At 39.1% G+C, this 17,862-nt stretch carries 14 protein-coding genes; 5 read left to right on the top strand and 9 right to left on the bottom strand.

The genetic code is table 11. The features are described 5' to 3' along the window. Positions 1 to 14: 14 nt before the first annotated feature. On the top strand, positions 15 to 1,091 hold the full coding sequence (locus ACXAG7_RS00310) for a putative type IX sorting system protein PorV2 (protein WP_408043521.1): 1,077 nt from the start codon (positions 15 to 17) through the stop codon (positions 1,089 to 1,091). Further along, positions 1,091 to 2,278, top strand: coding sequence for an Lnb N-terminal periplasmic domain-containing protein (locus ACXAG7_RS00305; RefSeq protein ID WP_476665550.1), 1,188 nt, complete (start codon positions 1,091 to 1,093; stop codon positions 2,276 to 2,278). Before ACXAG7_RS00310 ends, ACXAG7_RS00305 begins: the two co-directional genes overlap by 1 nt. Here ACXAG7_RS00305 and aroQ read toward each other — a convergent pair. Both aroQ and guaB read right to left on the bottom strand, forming a co-directional pair. Then, on the bottom strand, positions 2,259 to 2,678 hold the full coding sequence (gene aroQ / locus ACXAG7_RS00300; protein ID WP_408043519.1) for a type II 3-dehydroquinate dehydratase: 420 nt from the start codon (positions 2,676 to 2,678) through the stop codon (positions 2,259 to 2,261). The genes ACXAG7_RS00305 and aroQ overlap by 20 nt on opposite strands. A 116-nt stretch (positions 2,679 to 2,794) precedes the next feature. Continuing rightward, positions 2,795 to 4,267 carry an IMP dehydrogenase gene (gene guaB, locus ACXAG7_RS00295; RefSeq protein ID WP_476665549.1) on the bottom strand — a complete coding sequence of 491 codons (1,473 nt, stop codon included), beginning with the start codon at positions 4,265 to 4,267 and terminating at the stop codon, positions 2,795 to 2,797. A gap of 200 nt (positions 4,268 to 4,467) precedes the next feature. Between guaB and ACXAG7_RS00290 the strand changes: the two genes are divergently transcribed. The 3 genes from ACXAG7_RS00290 (at position 4,468) to ACXAG7_RS00280 (ending at position 8,325) form a co-directional block, all read left to right on the top strand. Next, entirely contained in the window at positions 4,468 to 5,691 is a 1,224-nt protein-coding gene (locus tag ACXAG7_RS00290; RefSeq protein ID WP_476665548.1) for an imelysin family protein, read from the top strand. A 153-nt stretch (positions 5,692 to 5,844) separates the two neighbouring features. Further along, positions 5,845 to 7,236: a di-heme oxidoreductase family protein gene (locus tag ACXAG7_RS00285; RefSeq protein ID WP_476665547.1), complete on the top strand. Its 1,392-nt coding sequence runs from the start codon at positions 5,845 to 5,847 to the stop codon at positions 7,234 to 7,236. Positions 7,237 to 7,248: 12 nt separating this feature from the next. After that, positions 7,249 to 8,325 carry an imelysin family protein gene (locus tag ACXAG7_RS00280; RefSeq protein ID WP_408043514.1) on the top strand — a complete coding sequence of 359 codons (1,077 nt, stop codon included), beginning with the start codon at positions 7,249 to 7,251 and terminating at the stop codon, positions 8,323 to 8,325. A gap of 78 nt (positions 8,326 to 8,403) precedes the next feature. Here ACXAG7_RS00280 and ACXAG7_RS00275 read toward each other — a convergent pair whose 3' ends face one another. The 7 genes from ACXAG7_RS00275 to ACXAG7_RS00245 all read right to left on the bottom strand — a co-directional run bounded on the left by ACXAG7_RS00275 (position 8,404) and on the right by ACXAG7_RS00245 (position 17,711). Beyond that, complete coding sequence (locus ACXAG7_RS00275; protein ID WP_408043513.1) at positions 8,404 to 9,135, bottom strand: ABC transporter ATP-binding protein; 732 nt, start codon at positions 9,133 to 9,135, stop codon at positions 8,404 to 8,406. Positions 9,136 to 9,140: 5 nt separating this feature from the next. Continuing rightward, positions 9,141 to 10,757 (bottom strand): ABC transporter permease, encoded by a 1,617-nt coding sequence (locus ACXAG7_RS00270; protein WP_476665546.1) that lies wholly within the window; start codon positions 10,755 to 10,757, stop codon positions 9,141 to 9,143. 19 nt (positions 10,758 to 10,776) lie between these two features. After that, positions 10,777 to 11,832 (bottom strand): Fe(3+) ABC transporter substrate-binding protein, encoded by a 1,056-nt coding sequence (locus ACXAG7_RS00265; protein WP_476665545.1) that lies wholly within the window; start codon positions 11,830 to 11,832, stop codon positions 10,777 to 10,779. Between the two features lie 56 nt (positions 11,833 to 11,888). Beyond that, the gene (locus tag ACXAG7_RS00260; RefSeq protein WP_476665544.1) at positions 11,889 to 12,608 is read right to left on the bottom strand and encodes a hypothetical protein; all 720 of its coding nucleotides are present in this window, start codon (positions 12,606 to 12,608) and stop codon (positions 11,889 to 11,891) included. Between the two features lie 81 nt (positions 12,609 to 12,689). Continuing rightward, a complete protein-coding gene (locus ACXAG7_RS00255) occupies positions 12,690 to 15,119 on the bottom strand; it encodes a TonB-dependent receptor family protein (RefSeq protein WP_476665543.1) in 2,430 nt (809 codons plus the stop codon). Positions 15,120 to 15,308: 189 nt separating this feature from the next. Next, on the bottom strand, positions 15,309 to 16,415 hold the full coding sequence (locus ACXAG7_RS00250; RefSeq protein ID WP_408043508.1) for an imelysin family protein: 1,107 nt from the start codon (positions 16,413 to 16,415) through the stop codon (positions 15,309 to 15,311). Positions 16,416 to 16,517: 102 nt separating this feature from the next. Continuing rightward, on the bottom strand, positions 16,518 to 17,711 hold the full coding sequence (locus tag ACXAG7_RS00245; RefSeq protein ID WP_408043507.1) for a DUF4856 domain-containing protein: 1,194 nt from the start codon (positions 17,709 to 17,711) through the stop codon (positions 16,518 to 16,520). Positions 17,712 to 17,862 lie beyond the last annotated feature (151 nt).

Genomic DNA, 17,862 nt, shown 5'->3' with positions numbered 1-17,862 from the left:
TTGTAATCTTTAGCATGAACACCTTGAAAACAATACTATATTTCGCTCTCGTTGGCTTCTGTTTACAGGCACAAGCTCAATTTCGTAATTATTCCAACGAATTTTTAAATATCGGAGTCGATGCAGCTGCCTTAGGGATGAGTAAATCCGTAGTAGCGACCACGAACGATGTCAATGCGAGTTATTGGAACCCTGCTGGATTAGTTGCTGTGGAAGATTACCAAGGGTCTCTAATGCACGCTTCGTATTTTGCCGGAATTGCCAGCTATAACTTTGCTGGATTCGCGATGCCTGTCGATCAAAAGAGTGCAGTTGGACTCTCCCTAATCAGATTTGGAGTCGATGATATACTCAACACTACCCAGCTCATCGATAGCCAAGGAAATATAGATTACAATCGGATTAGCCTTTTTTCTGCTGCGGATTATGCCTTTAATGTTGCCTATGCTCGCAAATTAATATTGGACGGATTTCAGATTGGAGTAAATGCCAAAATTGTAAGGAGGATTATCGGTGATTTTGCGACTTCATGGGGATTCGGCTTTGATGCTGGAATTCAGTTTGAACGCAATCGTTGGAAGTTTGGCCTTTTGGTGAGAGACATTACGACTACCTATAATACTTGGACTATTAATCAAGCTGCTTTTGATCAAATTAAAAATGCCGTTCCTGGCCAAAATCAAGAACTGCCAGAAACCACAGAAATCACCAAACCCAAAGTGCAACTAGGAGTAGCGAGAACTTTTGCGATAGGACGTTTTTTTCACCTGCTTACGGAATTTGACTTGCAAATGCGCTTTGCCCAAACCAACGACCTTATCAGCACCAGTGCTTTTAGTATAGCCCCTTCCTTAGGAATGCAGTTAGACTACGAAAACATGGCTTTTTTGCGTCTCGGTGTTGGAAATGTTCAACAAACAAAAGAATTTGACGGAAGTAACTCCGTTAGTATACAACCTAATTTGGGAATTGGATTCAAATACCGCGGTATTCAAGTTGATTACGCACTGACCAATATCGGAAGTGTCGGGAATGCTTTGTACTCCAATATTTTTTCACTCAAATTTGACTTTAGCTATTTTAGACACTAATGAAACGCGCACTAACCACTCTTTGTTTACTTATCATCTATTTTTCCAACGCTTTTAGCAGCCATGCCCAGCATATTCAACTGAGCGACCGTGCCACTATCAGTGTCATTACCTATGGTCCTGGAAATGCACTATACGAAAAATTCGGACACACAGCAATTCGTGTTAGAGACACGAAACAAGACATAGATTGGGTATATAATTACGGTATTTTCGATTTTAACGAAGCTAATTTTTATGTAAATTTTGTTCGCGGCTATATGAAGTACCGCCTTGCGGTATATCCCTTTCCTCCTACTTTACACAGTTATAATAGAGATGAACGTTGGGTTAAAGAACAAATTTTAAATCTGAATACTACCCAAAAACAAGCTTTTTTTAACTTGCTTTCAGAAAATGCCAAGCCTGAAAACCGCTCGTATTTTTACGACCCCTATTTTAATAACTGTTCTACAAAACCGAGGGATCTTATAGAGCAGGTTATCGGAAAACCGCTGACACTCGATTCTACAACTCCAAGTTTGAGTTTACGACAATTGATGAATCGCGAGATTCACCCAAATACCTGGGGAAGCGTTGGTATCAATATCGCCTTGGGTAATACATTGGACGGACAAATTAGCCCTCGTGATTACTTGTATCTACCTGATTACGTGTTTGAGTCACTCGCTCAAACCGAGATTCAACAAGGGGCAAATAAGGAACCTCTCGTTGCCAAAACACTCACGATTTTACCACATAAAACCAAAGAAATTCAAAGCGATGGTTGGAGTTCTCCACTGGTATTCATCGGTCTGTTCAGTCTATTTATCACGTGGACAAGTTTCCGCGACTACCAACGAAAGCGCCGTTCAAAATGGCTTGATATCACGCTATTTGTAGGTACGGGAATCTTTGGTGTACTACTCGTATTTTTATGGTTTTTCACCAATCACAGTACAGCTCCGAATAACTTTAATACCTTATGGGCTTTTGCTCCCAATCTATTTATCGCCTTTTATATAGGCAAAAAAAATACACCCAAGTGGCTTGCCACTTACAGTGTAGTTTTACTGTGCTTATTAGCTTTCATTCCCCTTGTCTGGGCTTTAAACTGGCAGCAATTTGCCTACCCCTTAACGAGTTTGTTTGTTGCTTTATCAGTCCGTTATACCTTTCTTTGGTACGCTATAAAAAACTTTGAATAGCTAATTCGTAGCTCTGCATTCCAAATCCAGTGATAATCCCTTTGGTATGGGCTGCTAAATAACTTTTGTGTCGAAAAGATTCACGAGCGTATACGTTTGAGATATGCACTTCAACTACTGGAGTACTTATAGCCCTCACGGCATCAGCAATGGCTACTGAGGTATGCGTATAGGCAGCGGCATTCATAACAATCCCATCCGCGGTGAATCCTATTTCGTGCAGTTTATCAACGAGATCACCTTCGTGATTGGATTGATAGTAACGAAGTGCTACTTCGCTTCCGTATTTTTCTCTCAAATGTTCATAATAACTTTCAAAGCTATCACTACCGTAGACTCCTGGTTCTCTTTTTCCCAACAAGTTTAAATTGGGACCGTTTATGATTACAATTTGTTTCATCGAATTCTATTAATAACTGCGCAGGATACACCCCAAGAACGCAAATACGTGGTGAAAATAAAAAAAACCGCAGTCTAAGACAACGGTTTTTTAACATATCGTACGATTTTTGATACTTATCTTCTACTATAATTCGGAGCTTCTTTGGTAATTGCTACGTCATGAGGGTGGCTCTCATTAATTCCTGAAGCCGTAATACGAACAAACTTTCCGGTTTCTTTTAGGGTCTCAATGTCTTTTGCACCGCAATAGCCCATACCCGCTCTTAAACCACCTACAAACTGATGAATACTCTCTAACAACTCTCCTTTGTATGGAACTCTACCCACAATTCCTTCCGGAACTAACTTTTTGATATCGTCTTCCACATCTTGAAAATACCTGTCTTTTGAACCTTGTTTCATAGCCTCAACAGATCCCATTCCGCGGTACGACTTAAACTTTCTACCTTCGAAAATAATGGTTTCTCCTGGCGATTCTTTGGTTCCTGCTAGCAACGATCCCAACATCACACAGTCCGCACCTGCAGCAATAGCCTTAGGAATATCACCTGTGTATCGGATACCACCATCAGCAATTACAGGAACTCCTGATCCTTTGATGGCAGCAGCAACTTCTAATACTGCTGAAAACTGAGGAAATCCAACTCCTGCTACTACACGTGTCGTACAAATAGAACCAGGACCAATACCCACTTTAACCGCATCAGCACCAGCTGCTACTAAATACTTTGCCGCCTCTGGTGTAGCAATATTTCCAACTACGACATCCAATTCGGCAAATTTGCTTTTTACTTCTTTTAAAACGTTCACTACTCCTTGGGTATGTCCGTGTGCGGTATCGATGATCACGGCATCCACACCAGCATTAACCAAGGCCTCTGCGCGTTCCAATACGTCGCCGGTTACTCCTAAAGCAGCAGCTACGCGTAAGCGTCCGTACTTATCTTTATTTGCTATTGGCTTTTGGGTAGTTTTGGTAATATCTCTAAACGTGATTAAACCCACGAGTGTATCGCCGTTTACTACCGGTAATTTTTCAATTTTATTCTTTTGTAAAATAACTTCGGCTTCCTTTAATGAAGTGCCCTCCGCTACGGTAATTAAATTTTCAGAAGTCATTACTTCTACTATAGCACGATCGTTGTTCTTTTCGAAACGCAAATCTCTATTGGTAACGATTCCTTTTAACTGACCTGAAGCATCCACTACCGGAATTCCTCCAATTTTGTGATCACGCATCGCCTTTTTCGCATCCATCACCACAGCGTCCATCGGCAAGGTAATAGGGTCGATAATCATCCCACTCTCTGCTCTTTTAACTTTGCGAACTTCCTGCGCTTGTTTTTCAATAGACATGTTTTTGTGCAACACACCAATTCCTCCTTCACGAGCCATCGCAATTGCCATTGCAGATTCCGTAACGGTATCCATCGCTGCCGATACAATCGGTACGTTAATGGTTATGTTCTTGGTAAATTTAGTTTGGATGCTTACTTCTCTAGGAAGTACTTCAGAATAGGCAGGAACTAATAAAACATCGTCATATGTTAATCCTTCACCTACAAATTTAGATTGATGCGCGTTCATATATGTAATCAATTTTGCTCTCTAGGGAGCGTTGTGTTGTTAAAAATTAATTACGTGCAAATATACTATAAAAAAAGTTATCATCAAGATTAAGCTTAAGTTAAGGCTTTGCTAGTTTTATTTAAAATAAATCTAAATAAAAATTGTTTATTTCCTTCAAAGTAACTTCCTTTGTGGTATTAATATAAACAACAAACAAAATGAAAAGATTCTTTCAAATTGCAGCAATTATTGCAGTAACTGTTATTGCTAAAAGTTGCTCTTCAGAAGAAACCCCTGTTGATGACAAAAAAGTAACCGCTAAAGAAGTCATCATCAATTACGCCAAAATAGTACACCAAAACTATTTAGACAGCTACAATACCGCAGTTACCATGCAGAATGCCATTACTGCGTTTACTACTACACCTACACAAGAAAACCTTGACAAGGCCAAAAAAGCTTGGTTAACAGCCAGAGAGTTTTACGGGCAAACAGAAGTTTTCAGAGGCTCTAACGGTCCTGTCGATTCTGAAGGTGGTGAAGCATGGGCAATTAACAACGAAGGGCAAATGAATGCTTGGCCTTTGGATGAAGGGTATATCGATTACGTTACTGCTGCTTCGGATGCTTACGCTGGTTACACAGCTTATAAAGGTGGAATCATTGCGGGTACTGAAACCATTAACGAAAACTTGTTAATTGGAAAAAATGAAAAAGAAAATGACAAGTCTATCTCTACCGGTTGGCATGCTATTGAGTTTTTATTGTGGGGACAAGACGAAACGAACCCTAAGCAATTAAAAGCAGGACAACGTCCTGTAACAGATTATACTACTGATGCTAAAAAAGAACGAAGAAAAACCTATTTAAACGTTGTAACTAGCATTTTAGTAAAAGACATTAAGAAATTAGTAGACACTTGGGCCCCAGGTGGACAGTACTATACAGTTTTTACAGCATTAACCGAAAAGAAAGCCTTAACAAATATTATTTCCGGTCCTTTTTTCTTAGCGAACGAAGAATTATCAGAAGAGCGTATGTTAAAACCAGTAGATTTAACAGACGGTATTGACAATTGTGGTCAAGAAGACGAGCACTCTTGCTTTTCTGACAATACACACCGTGATGTTATAGCCAACGCTCAAGGAATAATCAACGTGTTATTCGGTAAATACGGTACTATCAAAGGAGCCTCTGTATATGACTTAGTAAACCAATCAGATGCTGCCTTAGCAAGCAAATTCAAAACCGCAGCTGATGCGATGATGGCAAAAGTCAATGAAGTAGATACAAAGGCTAAGAACAACAAACCTTTTGATTTATTACTTTTAGAAGAGTCTACATCAGCACCAGGAACTATCGTTGCTGCTGGTATGGCTTTAAAAACTTTTGGTGGAAACATCAGTGAAGTTGCTACCAAGGTAGGAGCTCCAGTAAAATAAAATCAACTACAAATTCAAAGGTCTCTACTCTCAGTAGGGACCTTATCACCCTAAACTAAACATACCCAATAGACTAAAAAAATCAAATAGAAATCAGAATTTATTTTACTAATGAAACTCAAACACACCTCATTATTATTTTTTTCGTGTATTATGTTATGTTTATTTCTTTATTGTACGAGCTGTTCGAAAGATCCCGTATACGAACCTTCTGAATACGAACAATTAGAACAGTATCAGGAAGGAGAAGAAAATTTGACCGATAACTTAAGCGTTGCCATTACTAATAATAACGCCTTTGGACAACAAATTCCAGGATTAGAAAGAATGGATATCATTCGTTTTGCTTCTGGAAATTCACTTTTTAACCAGTCATGGGTCTCTGCACCTGCCTCTACCAGTGGACTTGACGGATTAGGGCCTACTTTCAATTCCAGAGCTTGTGCAAGTTGCCATTTTAAAGACGGTAGAGGAAAACCTTTTGAGCCTTCAAACATCGGATCTAAGGGGTTTCTCATTCGCTTGAGTATTCCTGGTAAAGACCCTCACGGTGGTCCTTTACCCGTGCCGAGCTACGGTGATCAATTACAAAATCACTCAAATCTAGGCATTCCGAAAGAGGCCAATATCAACGTTGCCTTTGAATACATCGATGAAAAATATCCGGATGGTACTCCGTATCAGCTTCGAAAACCAATATATACCTTTAGCGATGAAAATTTTGGTTCGCTAAGCGGTGTTTTGTTCTCACCGAGAATTGGACAACAAATCATCGGTTTAGGACTAGTAGACGCACTCCCGGATAGCGAAATTCTTAAAAATGTCGATGAATTCGACGCCGATAATGATGGAATTTCAGGGAAAGCAAATTATGTATGGGATGCTATCAACAATACCACTGCGCTCGGTAAATTTGGCTGGAAATCCAATCAACCGAGTTTAAAACAGCAAACAGCAGGCGCCTTGTTTGGAGATCTCGGATTGACGACTTCTATCTTTTCGGGGAACCCCTGCCCTTCTCCTCAAAAAGATTGCTACGACGCACCCAACGGAGGTAGCCCTGAGGTAACGGATAAGCAAATGGATCGCTTTATGTTATATCAATCTTCCTTAGCAGTACCTAAACGCAGAAACTACAAAGCTCCAGAGGTATTAAAAGGAAAGGTTGCTTTCCATAAGTTAAAATGCGTGGGTTGCCACGCTACAAACTTTAAAACGGATACCTACGCTTTTAATCCGCTACTGAGTAATAAAACGATACATCCCTTTTCCGATTTCTTACTCCATGACATGGGAGAAGGATTGGCTGACAATCGTCCCGATTTCTTAGCCGATGGACGTGAATGGCGCACACAACCGCTGTGGGGAATTGGATTGATTAAAACGGTTAACAAACACACTTTTCTACTTCACGATGGACGTGCACGAAATATCGAAGAAGCTATTTTATGGCACGGTGGAGAAGCAGAAAAATCGAAAAACGAATTCAAAAAATTATCAAAGACTGAACGGGAGCATTTGATTGCCTATATCGAATCTCTATAAATCCTACACAACATGAAAATTTTAAAGTACTTAAGTTTCCTGTTAGTCCTAATCACTATGTATCAATGCTCTAGTGATTCGACACCCGAAACGGACTATAAACAAGAAGTTATAAAGACCACGACAGATGTCCTTATCGTTCCTAGAATTGACTCGTTTGTTCAGAAAGTAACGGAATTTCAATTGGCAGTACAAGCGTTTTCAACAACGCAAAACGAAGCCAATTTGAATGTCATGAGAGCCAAACTAAACGACGTTAGTTTGATCTACGCCAAGTTGTATATCTACAATATTGGAGAGGCTAAAAACAATTTCATGAATAGGAAACTAAATTTTTGGCCTGTTTTCAATATTTCTATTGAAAAGCAAGTACAAGAAGGAACCTTTACACAAGCCAGTATATTGCAATTAGGAAGTGCTGCCAAAAATTTACCAGGTTTAAATTATCTGATTTTTAAAGACAAGGATGCCAGCAAAACTTTGGCTGAATATACCGCTCAACCTCATAGAAGTCGTTTTTTAAAACTCGTAACTAACGAGTTTTTACAGCATGCTAAATCACTGCAAGCAATTTGGTCAGAAAGCGGTAAAAACTACGCGAAAAGCTTTAAGGAAAATCGTGAAAATGGCTTGACCAGTTCTTTCAACCTACTTTTTAATGGTGCTTATAATGTTGTAGATAACTGTAAAGTGACTAAAATTGGAAAACCAGGTGGCCTAGAAAAATCACCACATACTAATCCTGAAATTGTTGAAAACTACTACGCAGAGAATTCATTGGAGTTGGTTTATCAAAACTTACTTTCTGTAGAGGAAGTGTTCTTTAGCAAAGAAATCACCTCAATCAGTAAATACATTGAATCGAAGACGAAAAACAACGATTTAAATACGAAAGTCCAACAGCGTATCAATGCCGTTAAAACAGCAATTAAAGCCGTAAAATCACCTTTAAAAACAGCGGTGAATACGGAAAAAGACAACGTAAAAGCAGTACATACCGCTTTTAAAGAGTTATTGATGGTACTGCATACCGAAGTAAGAAGTACCTTGGGCATCATCATTACAGGAACTGATAACGATGGCGACTAATACCTCCTACAAGCACGGATATAATCAAAAAAACCAGTACTTTGAAAGTACTGGTTTTTTTTAGGGGTTCTATTTGTTTTATCCAAGATTAAAGGCCGCTAGTAATCTTTGGGTGTAGTGTTCCTTAGGGTTCGCAATTAATTCGTTGACCGATCCTTGTTCGATCACAACTCCATTTTTCATTACCAGTAGGCGATCGGCAATCATTACGGCATCGTTAATATCATGCGTAACAAAAATTGCCGTGGTCTTGGTTTTCTTCAACACCTCTTTGACCTGAACTTTTAATTCACTCTTAATAATCGCATCCAAATTACTGAAAGGTTCGTCCAATATCAATAATTTTGGTCTCGGTGCTAAGGCTCGTGCCAGAGCAATTCGCTGTTGTTGTCCTCCTGAAAGTTCGTGAGGATAACGCTCTTCATAACCAGCGAGTCCTACTAGCTCAAGTACTTCTGCAACCCGGGTTGCCGCTTCCTTTTTATCGTTGATTCCATAGGCTATATTCTTGTACACATTGAAATGCGGAAACAGCGCGTATTCCTGAAACACCATGCCCACCGCTCGTTTTTCGGGAGGTAGAAAAATTGACGCATTGGTAACGACCGTGTCGTGGAGTACTATTTCTCCTCCCTGTATGTCTTCTAATCCTGCAATCATTCGAATCAATGTAGTTTTACCACTACCACTCTCTCCAATAACTGCCAATACCTGCTCATTATCTAATTGAAAAGAGACTTCGCGTACCGCTGGATTTTCATTATTTTTATAATACTTCGTTACCTGTCGTAACTCAACAACTGCTTTCATATGCGTTATTCGTTTTTAGAAATCAACCTATTTAAAAATACGATAGGTATTATTCCAATTACCACAATCATTAATGCCGGTAATGCTGATTCAACAATGAGTTCGTCACTGGCGTATTCATAGGCTTTAACCGCCAGCGTTTCTATTTTATAGGGTTTTAAAATCAGGGTCAATGGCAGCTCTTTAAGAACATCCACAAATACTAAAATATAAGCACTTAACAGTGCGGGCTTCATCAATGGGAAAACAACTTCACGCAAGGTTCTGAGCTTTCCAGCCCCCAACAAATAGGAAGATTCGGACAAGCTTTTACCCAGTTTTAGCTCACTAGCTTCTACAGGGTTGTAGGCAACTGCCAAAAACCGCACCACATAGGCGTACAGCAATACTCCGATACCTCCATTCAGAAGCAGACCTATTTTTACATCAAACAACCATTGAAAACTATGAATAAGCCATTTATCAAAAACTAAGGTAGGTAACAAAACCCCTACGGCAATCACCGCTCCAGGAATTGCATAACCAATAGTTGCCACGCGTGATAAGCGGCCAACCAAAGGTAGCTTGTTCCACTGACTTAAAAACAGCAAACTCAAGGCTACTAACAAAGTCGCCAATGCTGCTACTCCGGCTACTGCTAAACTCTCTAATGCTGTGGTGAATAATTTCCCCATAGCTTCCTCATCGATACTTAAATACGCCCAGTACAACAGCTGGAGTACCGGAACTATAAATCCGACAACTACAGGAACTACAGCCAAAAAAGTACTCCCTAATTTTCTCAGGCCACTGGTTTTTCGCTTTGTCAGTTTATGAGATGATTTTACTGCGTTGGCATAGCCAATACGAGCCCGTTGTTTTTTTTCTAAAAGAATCAAAACAAATATTATGGCAACTAAAATTGCCGACAAATAAATCGCTGTCTCTGGTTCTTCCAACGAAAACCACGCTCTAAAAATCCCAGTCGTCAGCGTATTTACACCGTAGTATTTCGCAGCTCCATAATCGTTTAATACTTCCATTAATACCAAAAGCAGTCCTCCAAAAGCGGCTGGTCTGGAAAGGGGTAATATCAATTTTAAAAAGCTCTTCCATTCAGAAGCTCCCAATAACTTAGAGGCCTCCAAAATAGCACTGGACTGATTCATAAAGAAGGCTCTACAAGCCACGTAAACATACGGATATAAAGAAACACTCAACACAAAGATAAGTCCCCAGATGTTCATCACATCTACTTTTGTCTCTGTTACTAAATGCACGATCCCTCCATAGTCTAGAATACCCGCGTAGGCATAAGCAGTAATATAAGAAGGAATGGCCAATGGCATAATGAGTAACCAAGTCAAACTCCGTTGCACGTACAAATCGTATCGCGACACCAACCAGGCCGGAATAATCCCAAAAAGGGCGGTCAATACCACAGTTCCAGCTATCAATAGCAAGGTATTGCTGAGATATCCTGGTAAGATCGTGCGTACCATATGTCCCCAACTCTCTCCGGGTCCCTCGATCAGATTCCAAAGTAAACTCAACAAAGGAAGGCTTATAAACAAAATAATGGTCAATAAAATTATTGACCATTTATCTGTATTCTTTTTAAATGCTGTTAACTTAAACTGCAAAATATTTTGGTATACTTAGTTATTTCCACTGTGCTTGGTCAAATACCAATACAGCTTTTTTATTGTTTTTTCCTAATGCTTCCAAAGATAAGGTATCTTCTTTAAACTCTCCCCAGCTTTGCAATAATTCAGAAGGTTTTACTGCTGTATTTACCGGATATTCGTAATTTGCCTTTGCGAAAACTTCTTGTGCCTTAGCACTCGCTAAATATTCTATAAATTTAATGGCATTGGCCTTGTTAGGCGCGTATTTAGCAACTCCAGCTCCACTAACATTGATATGCGTCCCTCTCGAATTTTGATTCGGGAAAAACAATTGGATCCCCTCTCCTGCTTTTACCTCCTCTGGATCTTTGGAGTTGAGTAATTTTCCGATATAATAGGTATTTACCACAGCAATATCACCCTCTCCAGCGACTACTGCTTTTACTTGATCCCTGTCGTTTCCTTTTGGTGATCGAGCCATGTTGTTTACCATTCCTTTGGCCCATTCCAAGGCTTTTTCCTCTCCGTCATTAGCGATAATAGAGGCCAATAATGATTGGTTGTAGATATTTCCTGAAGAACGAATTAACAAGCGCTTGTTCCACTTTGGCAATACCAAGTCTTCATAACTGGTCAACTCTTCTTTTTTTACTTTGGCGGGATTGTATACGACAACTCGCGCTCGTTTGGTTAAAGCAAACCACTGATTGTCCTTATCTTTTAAATGAGTGGGAATGGTTTTGTTTAAAAATTCGGAACTCGCTGACTGTAATAAACCTTTGTCTTTTGCTCTTACCAATCTTCCTGCATCCACTGTTATCAACACATCGGCAGGAGACTGCTCTCCTTCCAAGGTCATTTTCTGAATGAGCTCATCAGCTTTGGCATTTACTACATTCACTTTGATTCCCGTTTCTTTCTCAAAAGCAGCAAACAATTCTTGGTCCGCCTTGTAATGACGGTGTGTGTATACGTTTACCTCCTTTTTTTCCACTGGTTTAGTCTCCGCTGCTTGGTCTTGTTTCTTGCTCGGTGTATTGCAAGAAAATGCAACCGCCAATACGGTTGCTATCATTATTACTTTTTTCATCATTTACTATTTAACAGCACAAATATAACTATTTAGAACAGTTCTAAAGACCTTCCCTACGATATTTTATCGTAACGCGATTGCCAGTTGTACTTACTAAAATTGATTCCGGTCGATACTCCTGCATAGAGTGCCCATCCTAAAAACCCTTTAAAAAAGAACAAAAACAACACGAGAGCATAGCCCCAGCTATCTTGGCCTTTAAAGAAAAATGGATAACAAGTAAGTGTTAAGATTACAGCAAGTGCTACGATAACCAGTGTTAAATTTCCAACGCGTTGCAATGCCCAATATTTCATTGCTCGATACGGACTGACATCATTTCCCCATTGATGAATGAGGTAATAGTGCTCGTCTCCTAACGGATAGAAAAGTAAAGGGTCGTCTGCTTTTTCTACCGTAAACAGTTCCAATGGCGCTAAAATTTTAAATCCGTTAAGCACAGTATCATGTTGCTGTTCTAATTGTCGTATTTGTGAAATAGCCTCGGCAGGAATAGCCCCTTTGAATCGCGTACTCGATAAAAATCGAAGACGGTAGCGTATGGCTATCCTTTCTATTTGATTGATGTGGAAAATTCTTTGGGTATCCAATAACGATGGTTGCAAAGCTTGCGGAGTTTCGAAATGCTCTTGCTCAAGTCGGCTCTGAATACTTCTACGCTGTTCATCTAAGGTTTGAAATACTTCCTGAAGCCAACGATCCATTGACGCTTCTCCTAACTCTCTATCTCGCTCTTTTTGCAATGCCTCTTTAAGATTAACTGACTCTAACATATCACTATACTTTCCTTAAAGATAAGCACTTAAACCACAAAGAGCAAACTCGTTGAAGTTTGCTCTTTATTTATATTCATTTTAAATCTTTATCTGTAATGTGAGATAATAAGTTCTCGGTGCGGAAGGTATAATTCCAGGTCCAGGATATCCGGTGGCCCTTCTCGTAAAATACTTCGTATTGAGCAGGTTATTTACTCCGGCCTCTAACTTAAAGTATTTGTACGTATACGAAGAAGAAAAATCGAGTACGTCATAACTTGGAATCTGACCATTAACCCCACTCAAACTAGGATTAACTGAGTTTGATGCATCTGTAAATTGCTGAGACAAATAGGTATACTGCAAGCTTGAAGAAAAATCTTTAACACCAAATCGAATCCCTGTTTTCAGATTTAACTCAGGAACAAACTCTACGCGATTATTCAACACACCTGCAACGTCAGAGCGCGTGTACTCTGAATTGATAAATGAAGTATTCACAAAGATATTCCATTGATAATCTGCTGAAAAATCGAATATCTTCTTCATGTTTACATCTATTAAACTCTCGATACCCAAAATTCGAGCATCTCCTACATTAGTACGCTCTTGAACAACCCTTCCGTCAGGTAAGCCCTTGGTAACTATACCGATTCGATTGTTGTAAAACAAGCCAAATGCCCCTACGTCGTAGGATACCAGACCTCGAAAATTTCCGCGAGCACCGATATCAGCAGTAAATCCTTTTTCATCGCTTAGGCTTCCAATACGGAATGATGGATTCACGATATTGATATCTGAAAATGTCACAGAACGGTAATTTTGAGAAACGTTGGCATACAGCTCAAGCGCTGATGATGGCTTATAGCTCATCCCTATGCCCAAAAGCACAAAACTTCTTTTATTGCTATTGGCACTCTCTACCGTTTCATTCAAGATAACATTCCCCGCTCCGTCTACATTAATGCGCTTAAAAAACCCATCGCTCTCCGTCTTGATATACTCAAATCGAAAACCTGGAGTAATAGAAAACTGATCCGTTAGGTACAAAATATGTTCCCCAAAGACCGCGATATTTAGATTGGGGTTTTTATAATTAGATTGGTTGGCATAGTTAGGAAAACGATCGGTAGTCGGCGTAAAATCAGCATTCGTTCCGTCCGTTCCGGGACCTTGTACCGAAGTATTATCCGCTTTATAGAATTTCGTTCCTAACAAAAAGGTAGCTTCTTTTCCAAGTAGCTTGTAAGAGCTCAACAATCGTGCTTCAAATCCGAAATTTTTAAAATCACCCGATATTAAATCACGAACGCCTCCTGGATCTAATTGATTAACTCTGTTCGTTCGAAAGCCTAACGCTTTTCGAGTAGCGTCCAGTCCAAAAAAGTTAAACGTAAAATTAGTACGATCTGAAAAGGCATGACTAAAATTCACATTGTACAACAACCAATTAACCTCAAACCAGTTTCTAGCTCGGTTACTTTGAAAAGGGTTTTGCTCAAACATAGCATCTGTAAGTCCACCTGCCTGTTGGGCCAAATAATTTAAATACGTGAGCTCTGCAGAAACTTTGGTTCTTGAATTAAACTCATAGCCTACAAAGAAATAGGCATTTTTAGATTCAAATTCTGAATTTGGTCTAAAACCATCACCTCGTTTGTAATTGTAATATCCCAAATAGCTCCAATTTCCTTTAGTACCACTAACACTGGTAAAATTGGTAAACAGCTGATTGCTTCCCAGCGTATTTCGAGTTACGATTTCCAAGGATTTATTCGGGTTGGGCTTTTTCAGAACAAAGTTTACCAATCCTCCAAACTGAGTTCCGTACTGCAAAGAAGCCGCACCGCGAATTACTTGAATTTCTTGAATTGCTTCGGCTGGTGGAGAATAATAACTTTCGGGGTATCCCAACACATCAGCACTGATATCATATCCGTTTTGACGGGTATTAAAATTTGATGTTCTATTGGGGTCCAAACCTCTACCACCGATGTTTAATTGCAATCCTGCATCATCATTTTCGTAGATATTCAATCCAGCTACCTGACTGTATATTTGCCTTGCATTGTTTGTCGCTAAATTTACCGTTGACTCATCGAGCAAAATAACCTCTGTCTTTTTTCCGGCATAAATAGCAGTTTGTTCCACATCTTTTAATCTACGAACCTGAAAAACGCGGCGCTTTTGTGCCTTAATCACAACTTCTGAAAGATTTTCTGTAAAGGCATCCAAAGTAATATCCAAACGATTTACTCCTTTTTGCAGTCGAACTTTCTTTTCTATCAACTGATAATTTTCTACGTAAAACATCAACAATTGTTCAGCGCTCCCCACTGAAAATTCGTACGAGCCATCTCCAGAAGTCAAAGCCAATAAAGTTCCTTTACTACTGTAAATTTCCACTTTATTCAATGCCTTACCGCTGTTAGAAACGACTTTTCCCTTCAGGGAGAACTGCGCCTGCACACCTTGACAAATACCGAAGATAACCAGTATTACTATCTTTGCTTTTAAACTAAATTTCATATTGAAAAACCATTCTTTTCTTTTAATACTTATCTGCTTCTTTTCCTTCTCTTCCAAGGTTGTTTACACAACTTTTTAATTTCGAGCAAAAGTACAGAATATCGACTACATGCTGGACAATTGCAAGGATAAAAACAAAAAAAAACTGCCTAATAATTAGACAGTTCTTAAATTGTATACGCGGCTCGTTTAGTCGCCATCAGCATCTACGTAATCAACGGTTACTTTGAATGCTTGTAACATATCAACCTTTAACAATACCACAGCTTTCTGCAATTCGTCATAAGCCTTTGTCATTTTTGTATTGTCATTCGTTACTTGCCAGTAAAAGTTATCATTTAACGATTCTAATTGAGTTTTAGCGATATCGAATTGACCGTTTATCAATCCTACCAAACTTCCTTTGTCAAGTGCTTCTAGGTACGACTTAAAACTATCCCCTGAAGTACTTCCTGAAAAGTGCGTCCCATTAAAAAGATTTTTCACCGCTTTTAAGGCCTCTAATGCCAATGCCTTTGAAACATCTTTTCTGTAAAACGCCTCTACCTTTTCAGGTAATGGTGTAGATGAAAAATTTCCAGCAGGAATCCCCACTTTTACCGCTCTCAAGCGTTTTTCGTAATAAAATACATAGTCGTTTACGAGTTTATTAAAAGCGCTGGTTGCTGTATTTCCGGTGCTCTTAACAAAAGTATCTCTGTAAGATCCTTTCCAATTATTTAGTACAGCGTCGTTAACTTCAATCATTTTACTGATTACATCGTTCACGTATTTCTTGTAATTGGCGGCCTTAGCATCTGTAGTATACTTAGCTAAAATTTCCGTATCGTTTGCGCCTACCCCGTAAAACAAATAATCTAATGCTGGAAAACCTTGCGCATCGTGATTGTTTGAACTGTTGAAATCATAAGTTCCACTAGCAATGTTGGCATCGATATCTGCCTTGGTAACTGGAAAAATATTCATGAAGTTCACGAACTCCAAATCTTCTGCTTTTCCAATATTAAACATTGCCACATGTTGCCAAGCCTTGTAGGCATCTAACCAAGCAGTTCTCGCTTCATTAAGTGAAGCGCTCGTTGCCGTCGTTGTAAAAGCCGTGGCTTTTGACTTTAAGGTAGAGAGTTTAGTTTGTACGTTTGTAAATGCCGGAATCACCAGGTTATCCGCTACATTGGTAAGAATTTTCCCTCTGTCAAAGGTATCATCTGGTGTGCTTGGTGTATCTGAACCTGACGATCCACATGCCACTCCTAGCACGGCAATTACGAGTAGTAATAATCCTTTTTTCATCATAATTATCTCTATTTATTCTAAATAAACTATGCAAAGATAAAAAAAGTAGCCGAAATACATCGGCTACTTTTATTTATCTTCCATGTTATGGTGATACTTTCATTATTTAGCTTGTGCCACTGTAAATCCGTAAGCACCCGCAATTCTAGTAGACATATCGTCTAAGGTTTGATTCGTGATATCCCAGAATCCATTATCTTTTTGCAATGCTGCTACGAAAGCGTTGATTTCAGCAACTGGTAACTGCGTAGTTCCGTTGGTACCTTGCGTAAAGCGCAATGAATATACGAAACCGAATCCTTCTGATAAATCGTGGAATGCTGCAGCCTTATCTTTTGGTAAATTATCTTTTCCTGCTTGTAAGTAGTATACTGCTCTTACAGCAATTACCTTAGAGATCGCTGCTTTAATGATAGCGATTTGCTTGTCTCTTAATGCGTAATCTTTAGCAACGATAGCTGCTCTACCTAATTTAAAAGCTTCGTAAATTTCTCCAGCGATTCCTTTAAAATCAGCATCACCTTCTACTCTGCTTAAGTACTTGTTTAAAAAGCTATCCGCTCCTAATTTTGGAGAAGCAGGATCCGCCTCATTTCCGTACAAGTATCCGTAAGCTTCGTCAAACTTGTGCTCCATAGTCGTGTAGTTAGTCCCTGAAGCTAAAGTTCCAGCATTGTTTTCTGTAACATTTTTACCTCCAGCATCTAATACCGCTTTTGATAAATAGTTGTTTAACATTTGATCTACCATCAAAGCTCCGATTAACGACTTTGCGAATGCTTGGTTGTACTCCAATCCTTTTGCATTTACGTAACGCGTAGATCCACCTCCATTTTCTTGGATTTTTCCAGCTTTTCCTTTCTCAGCATTAACTGCCCAGTTAGGATATACTTCTGATACTTGTTTTGCAATCCATCCGTCGAAATCTGCTTTGATTTTATTTGCCTCTGTAGTATTTGACGCAAAGTAATCTGCAGATGCTGCTGTTTTACTGCGAACATTTTTAGAAGATGCATTTAATTCTGTAGTAGAAAAATCATTTGCTCCTGCTGCATGAGCAAACATTTTATCCATTTTATCTTCCGTATTGGTAGATACTTTTAAGGCAGCTACTAATTCTTCTGCCATTTTAATACGAGTAGTTTGACCTGAAAAACTTACTGTAGTTTTCCCATTTCTCTCAAACTTGTAGGTTTTTGGAGCGACAACTCCTGGTGTTGGTTCTTCATTGTCATCTGAACATGACGCAAAAACTAAGGCAGATACTGCCAACATAGAAACAATTACCCTTTTCATTCTATTTAGATTTAGTTTTGATAAATATGACGCAAATGTAGTTAAGAATTAACTATTTGCAAATTTTATTTGGATTTATTTTAAACAACAACAACCCGCCAACATTCATACCTAATTATCAAACACTTATAACTAAAATCTTGCAATATTT

The organism is Tenacibaculum sp. AWR4_210, from assembly GCF_056160945.1.
Note: the sequence above shows the minus strand (reverse complement) of the source record. Positions and strands in the feature narration are given on the sequence as shown.

Excerpts from the sequence above, each read along its gene's own strand:
- ACXAG7_RS00275 (WP_408043513.1), bottom strand. The coding sequence starts at position 9,135 with ATGAAAGCAGTTGTTGAGTTACGACAGGTAACGAAGTATTATAAAAAT.
- ACXAG7_RS00245 (WP_408043507.1), bottom strand. The coding sequence starts at position 17,711 with ATGAAAAGGGTAATTGTTTCTATGTTGGCAGTATCTGCCTTAGTTTTT.
- ACXAG7_RS00290 (WP_476665548.1), top strand. The coding sequence starts at position 4,468 with ATGAAAAGATTCTTTCAAATTGCAGCAATTATTGCAGTAACTGTTATT.
- ACXAG7_RS00285 (WP_476665547.1), top strand. The coding sequence starts at position 5,845 with ATGTTATGTTTATTTCTTTATTGTACGAGCTGTTCGAAAGATCCCGTA.
- ACXAG7_RS00305 (WP_476665550.1), top strand. The coding sequence starts at position 1,091 with ATGAAACGCGCACTAACCACTCTTTGTTTACTTATCATCTATTTTTCC.
- ACXAG7_RS00260 (WP_476665544.1), bottom strand. The coding sequence starts at position 12,608 with ATGTTAGAGTCAGTTAATCTTAAAGAGGCATTGCAAAAAGAGCGAGAT.
- ACXAG7_RS00310 (WP_408043521.1), top strand. The coding sequence starts at position 15 with ATGAACACCTTGAAAACAATACTATATTTCGCTCTCGTTGGCTTCTGT.
- guaB (WP_476665549.1), bottom strand. The coding sequence starts at position 4,267 with ATGAACGCGCATCAATCTAAATTTGTAGGTGAAGGATTAACATATGAC.
- ACXAG7_RS00265 (WP_476665545.1), bottom strand. The coding sequence starts at position 11,832 with ATGAAAAAAGTAATAATGATAGCAACCGTATTGGCGGTTGCATTTTCT.
- ACXAG7_RS00250 (WP_408043508.1), bottom strand. The coding sequence starts at position 16,415 with ATGATGAAAAAAGGATTATTACTACTCGTAATTGCCGTGCTAGGAGTG.
- ACXAG7_RS00255 (WP_476665543.1), bottom strand. The coding sequence starts at position 15,119 with ATGAAATTTAGTTTAAAAGCAAAGATAGTAATACTGGTTATCTTCGGT.
- ACXAG7_RS00280 (WP_408043514.1), top strand. The coding sequence starts at position 7,249 with ATGAAAATTTTAAAGTACTTAAGTTTCCTGTTAGTCCTAATCACTATG.
- aroQ (WP_408043519.1), bottom strand. The coding sequence starts at position 2,678 with ATGAAACAAATTGTAATCATAAACGGTCCCAATTTAAACTTGTTGGGA.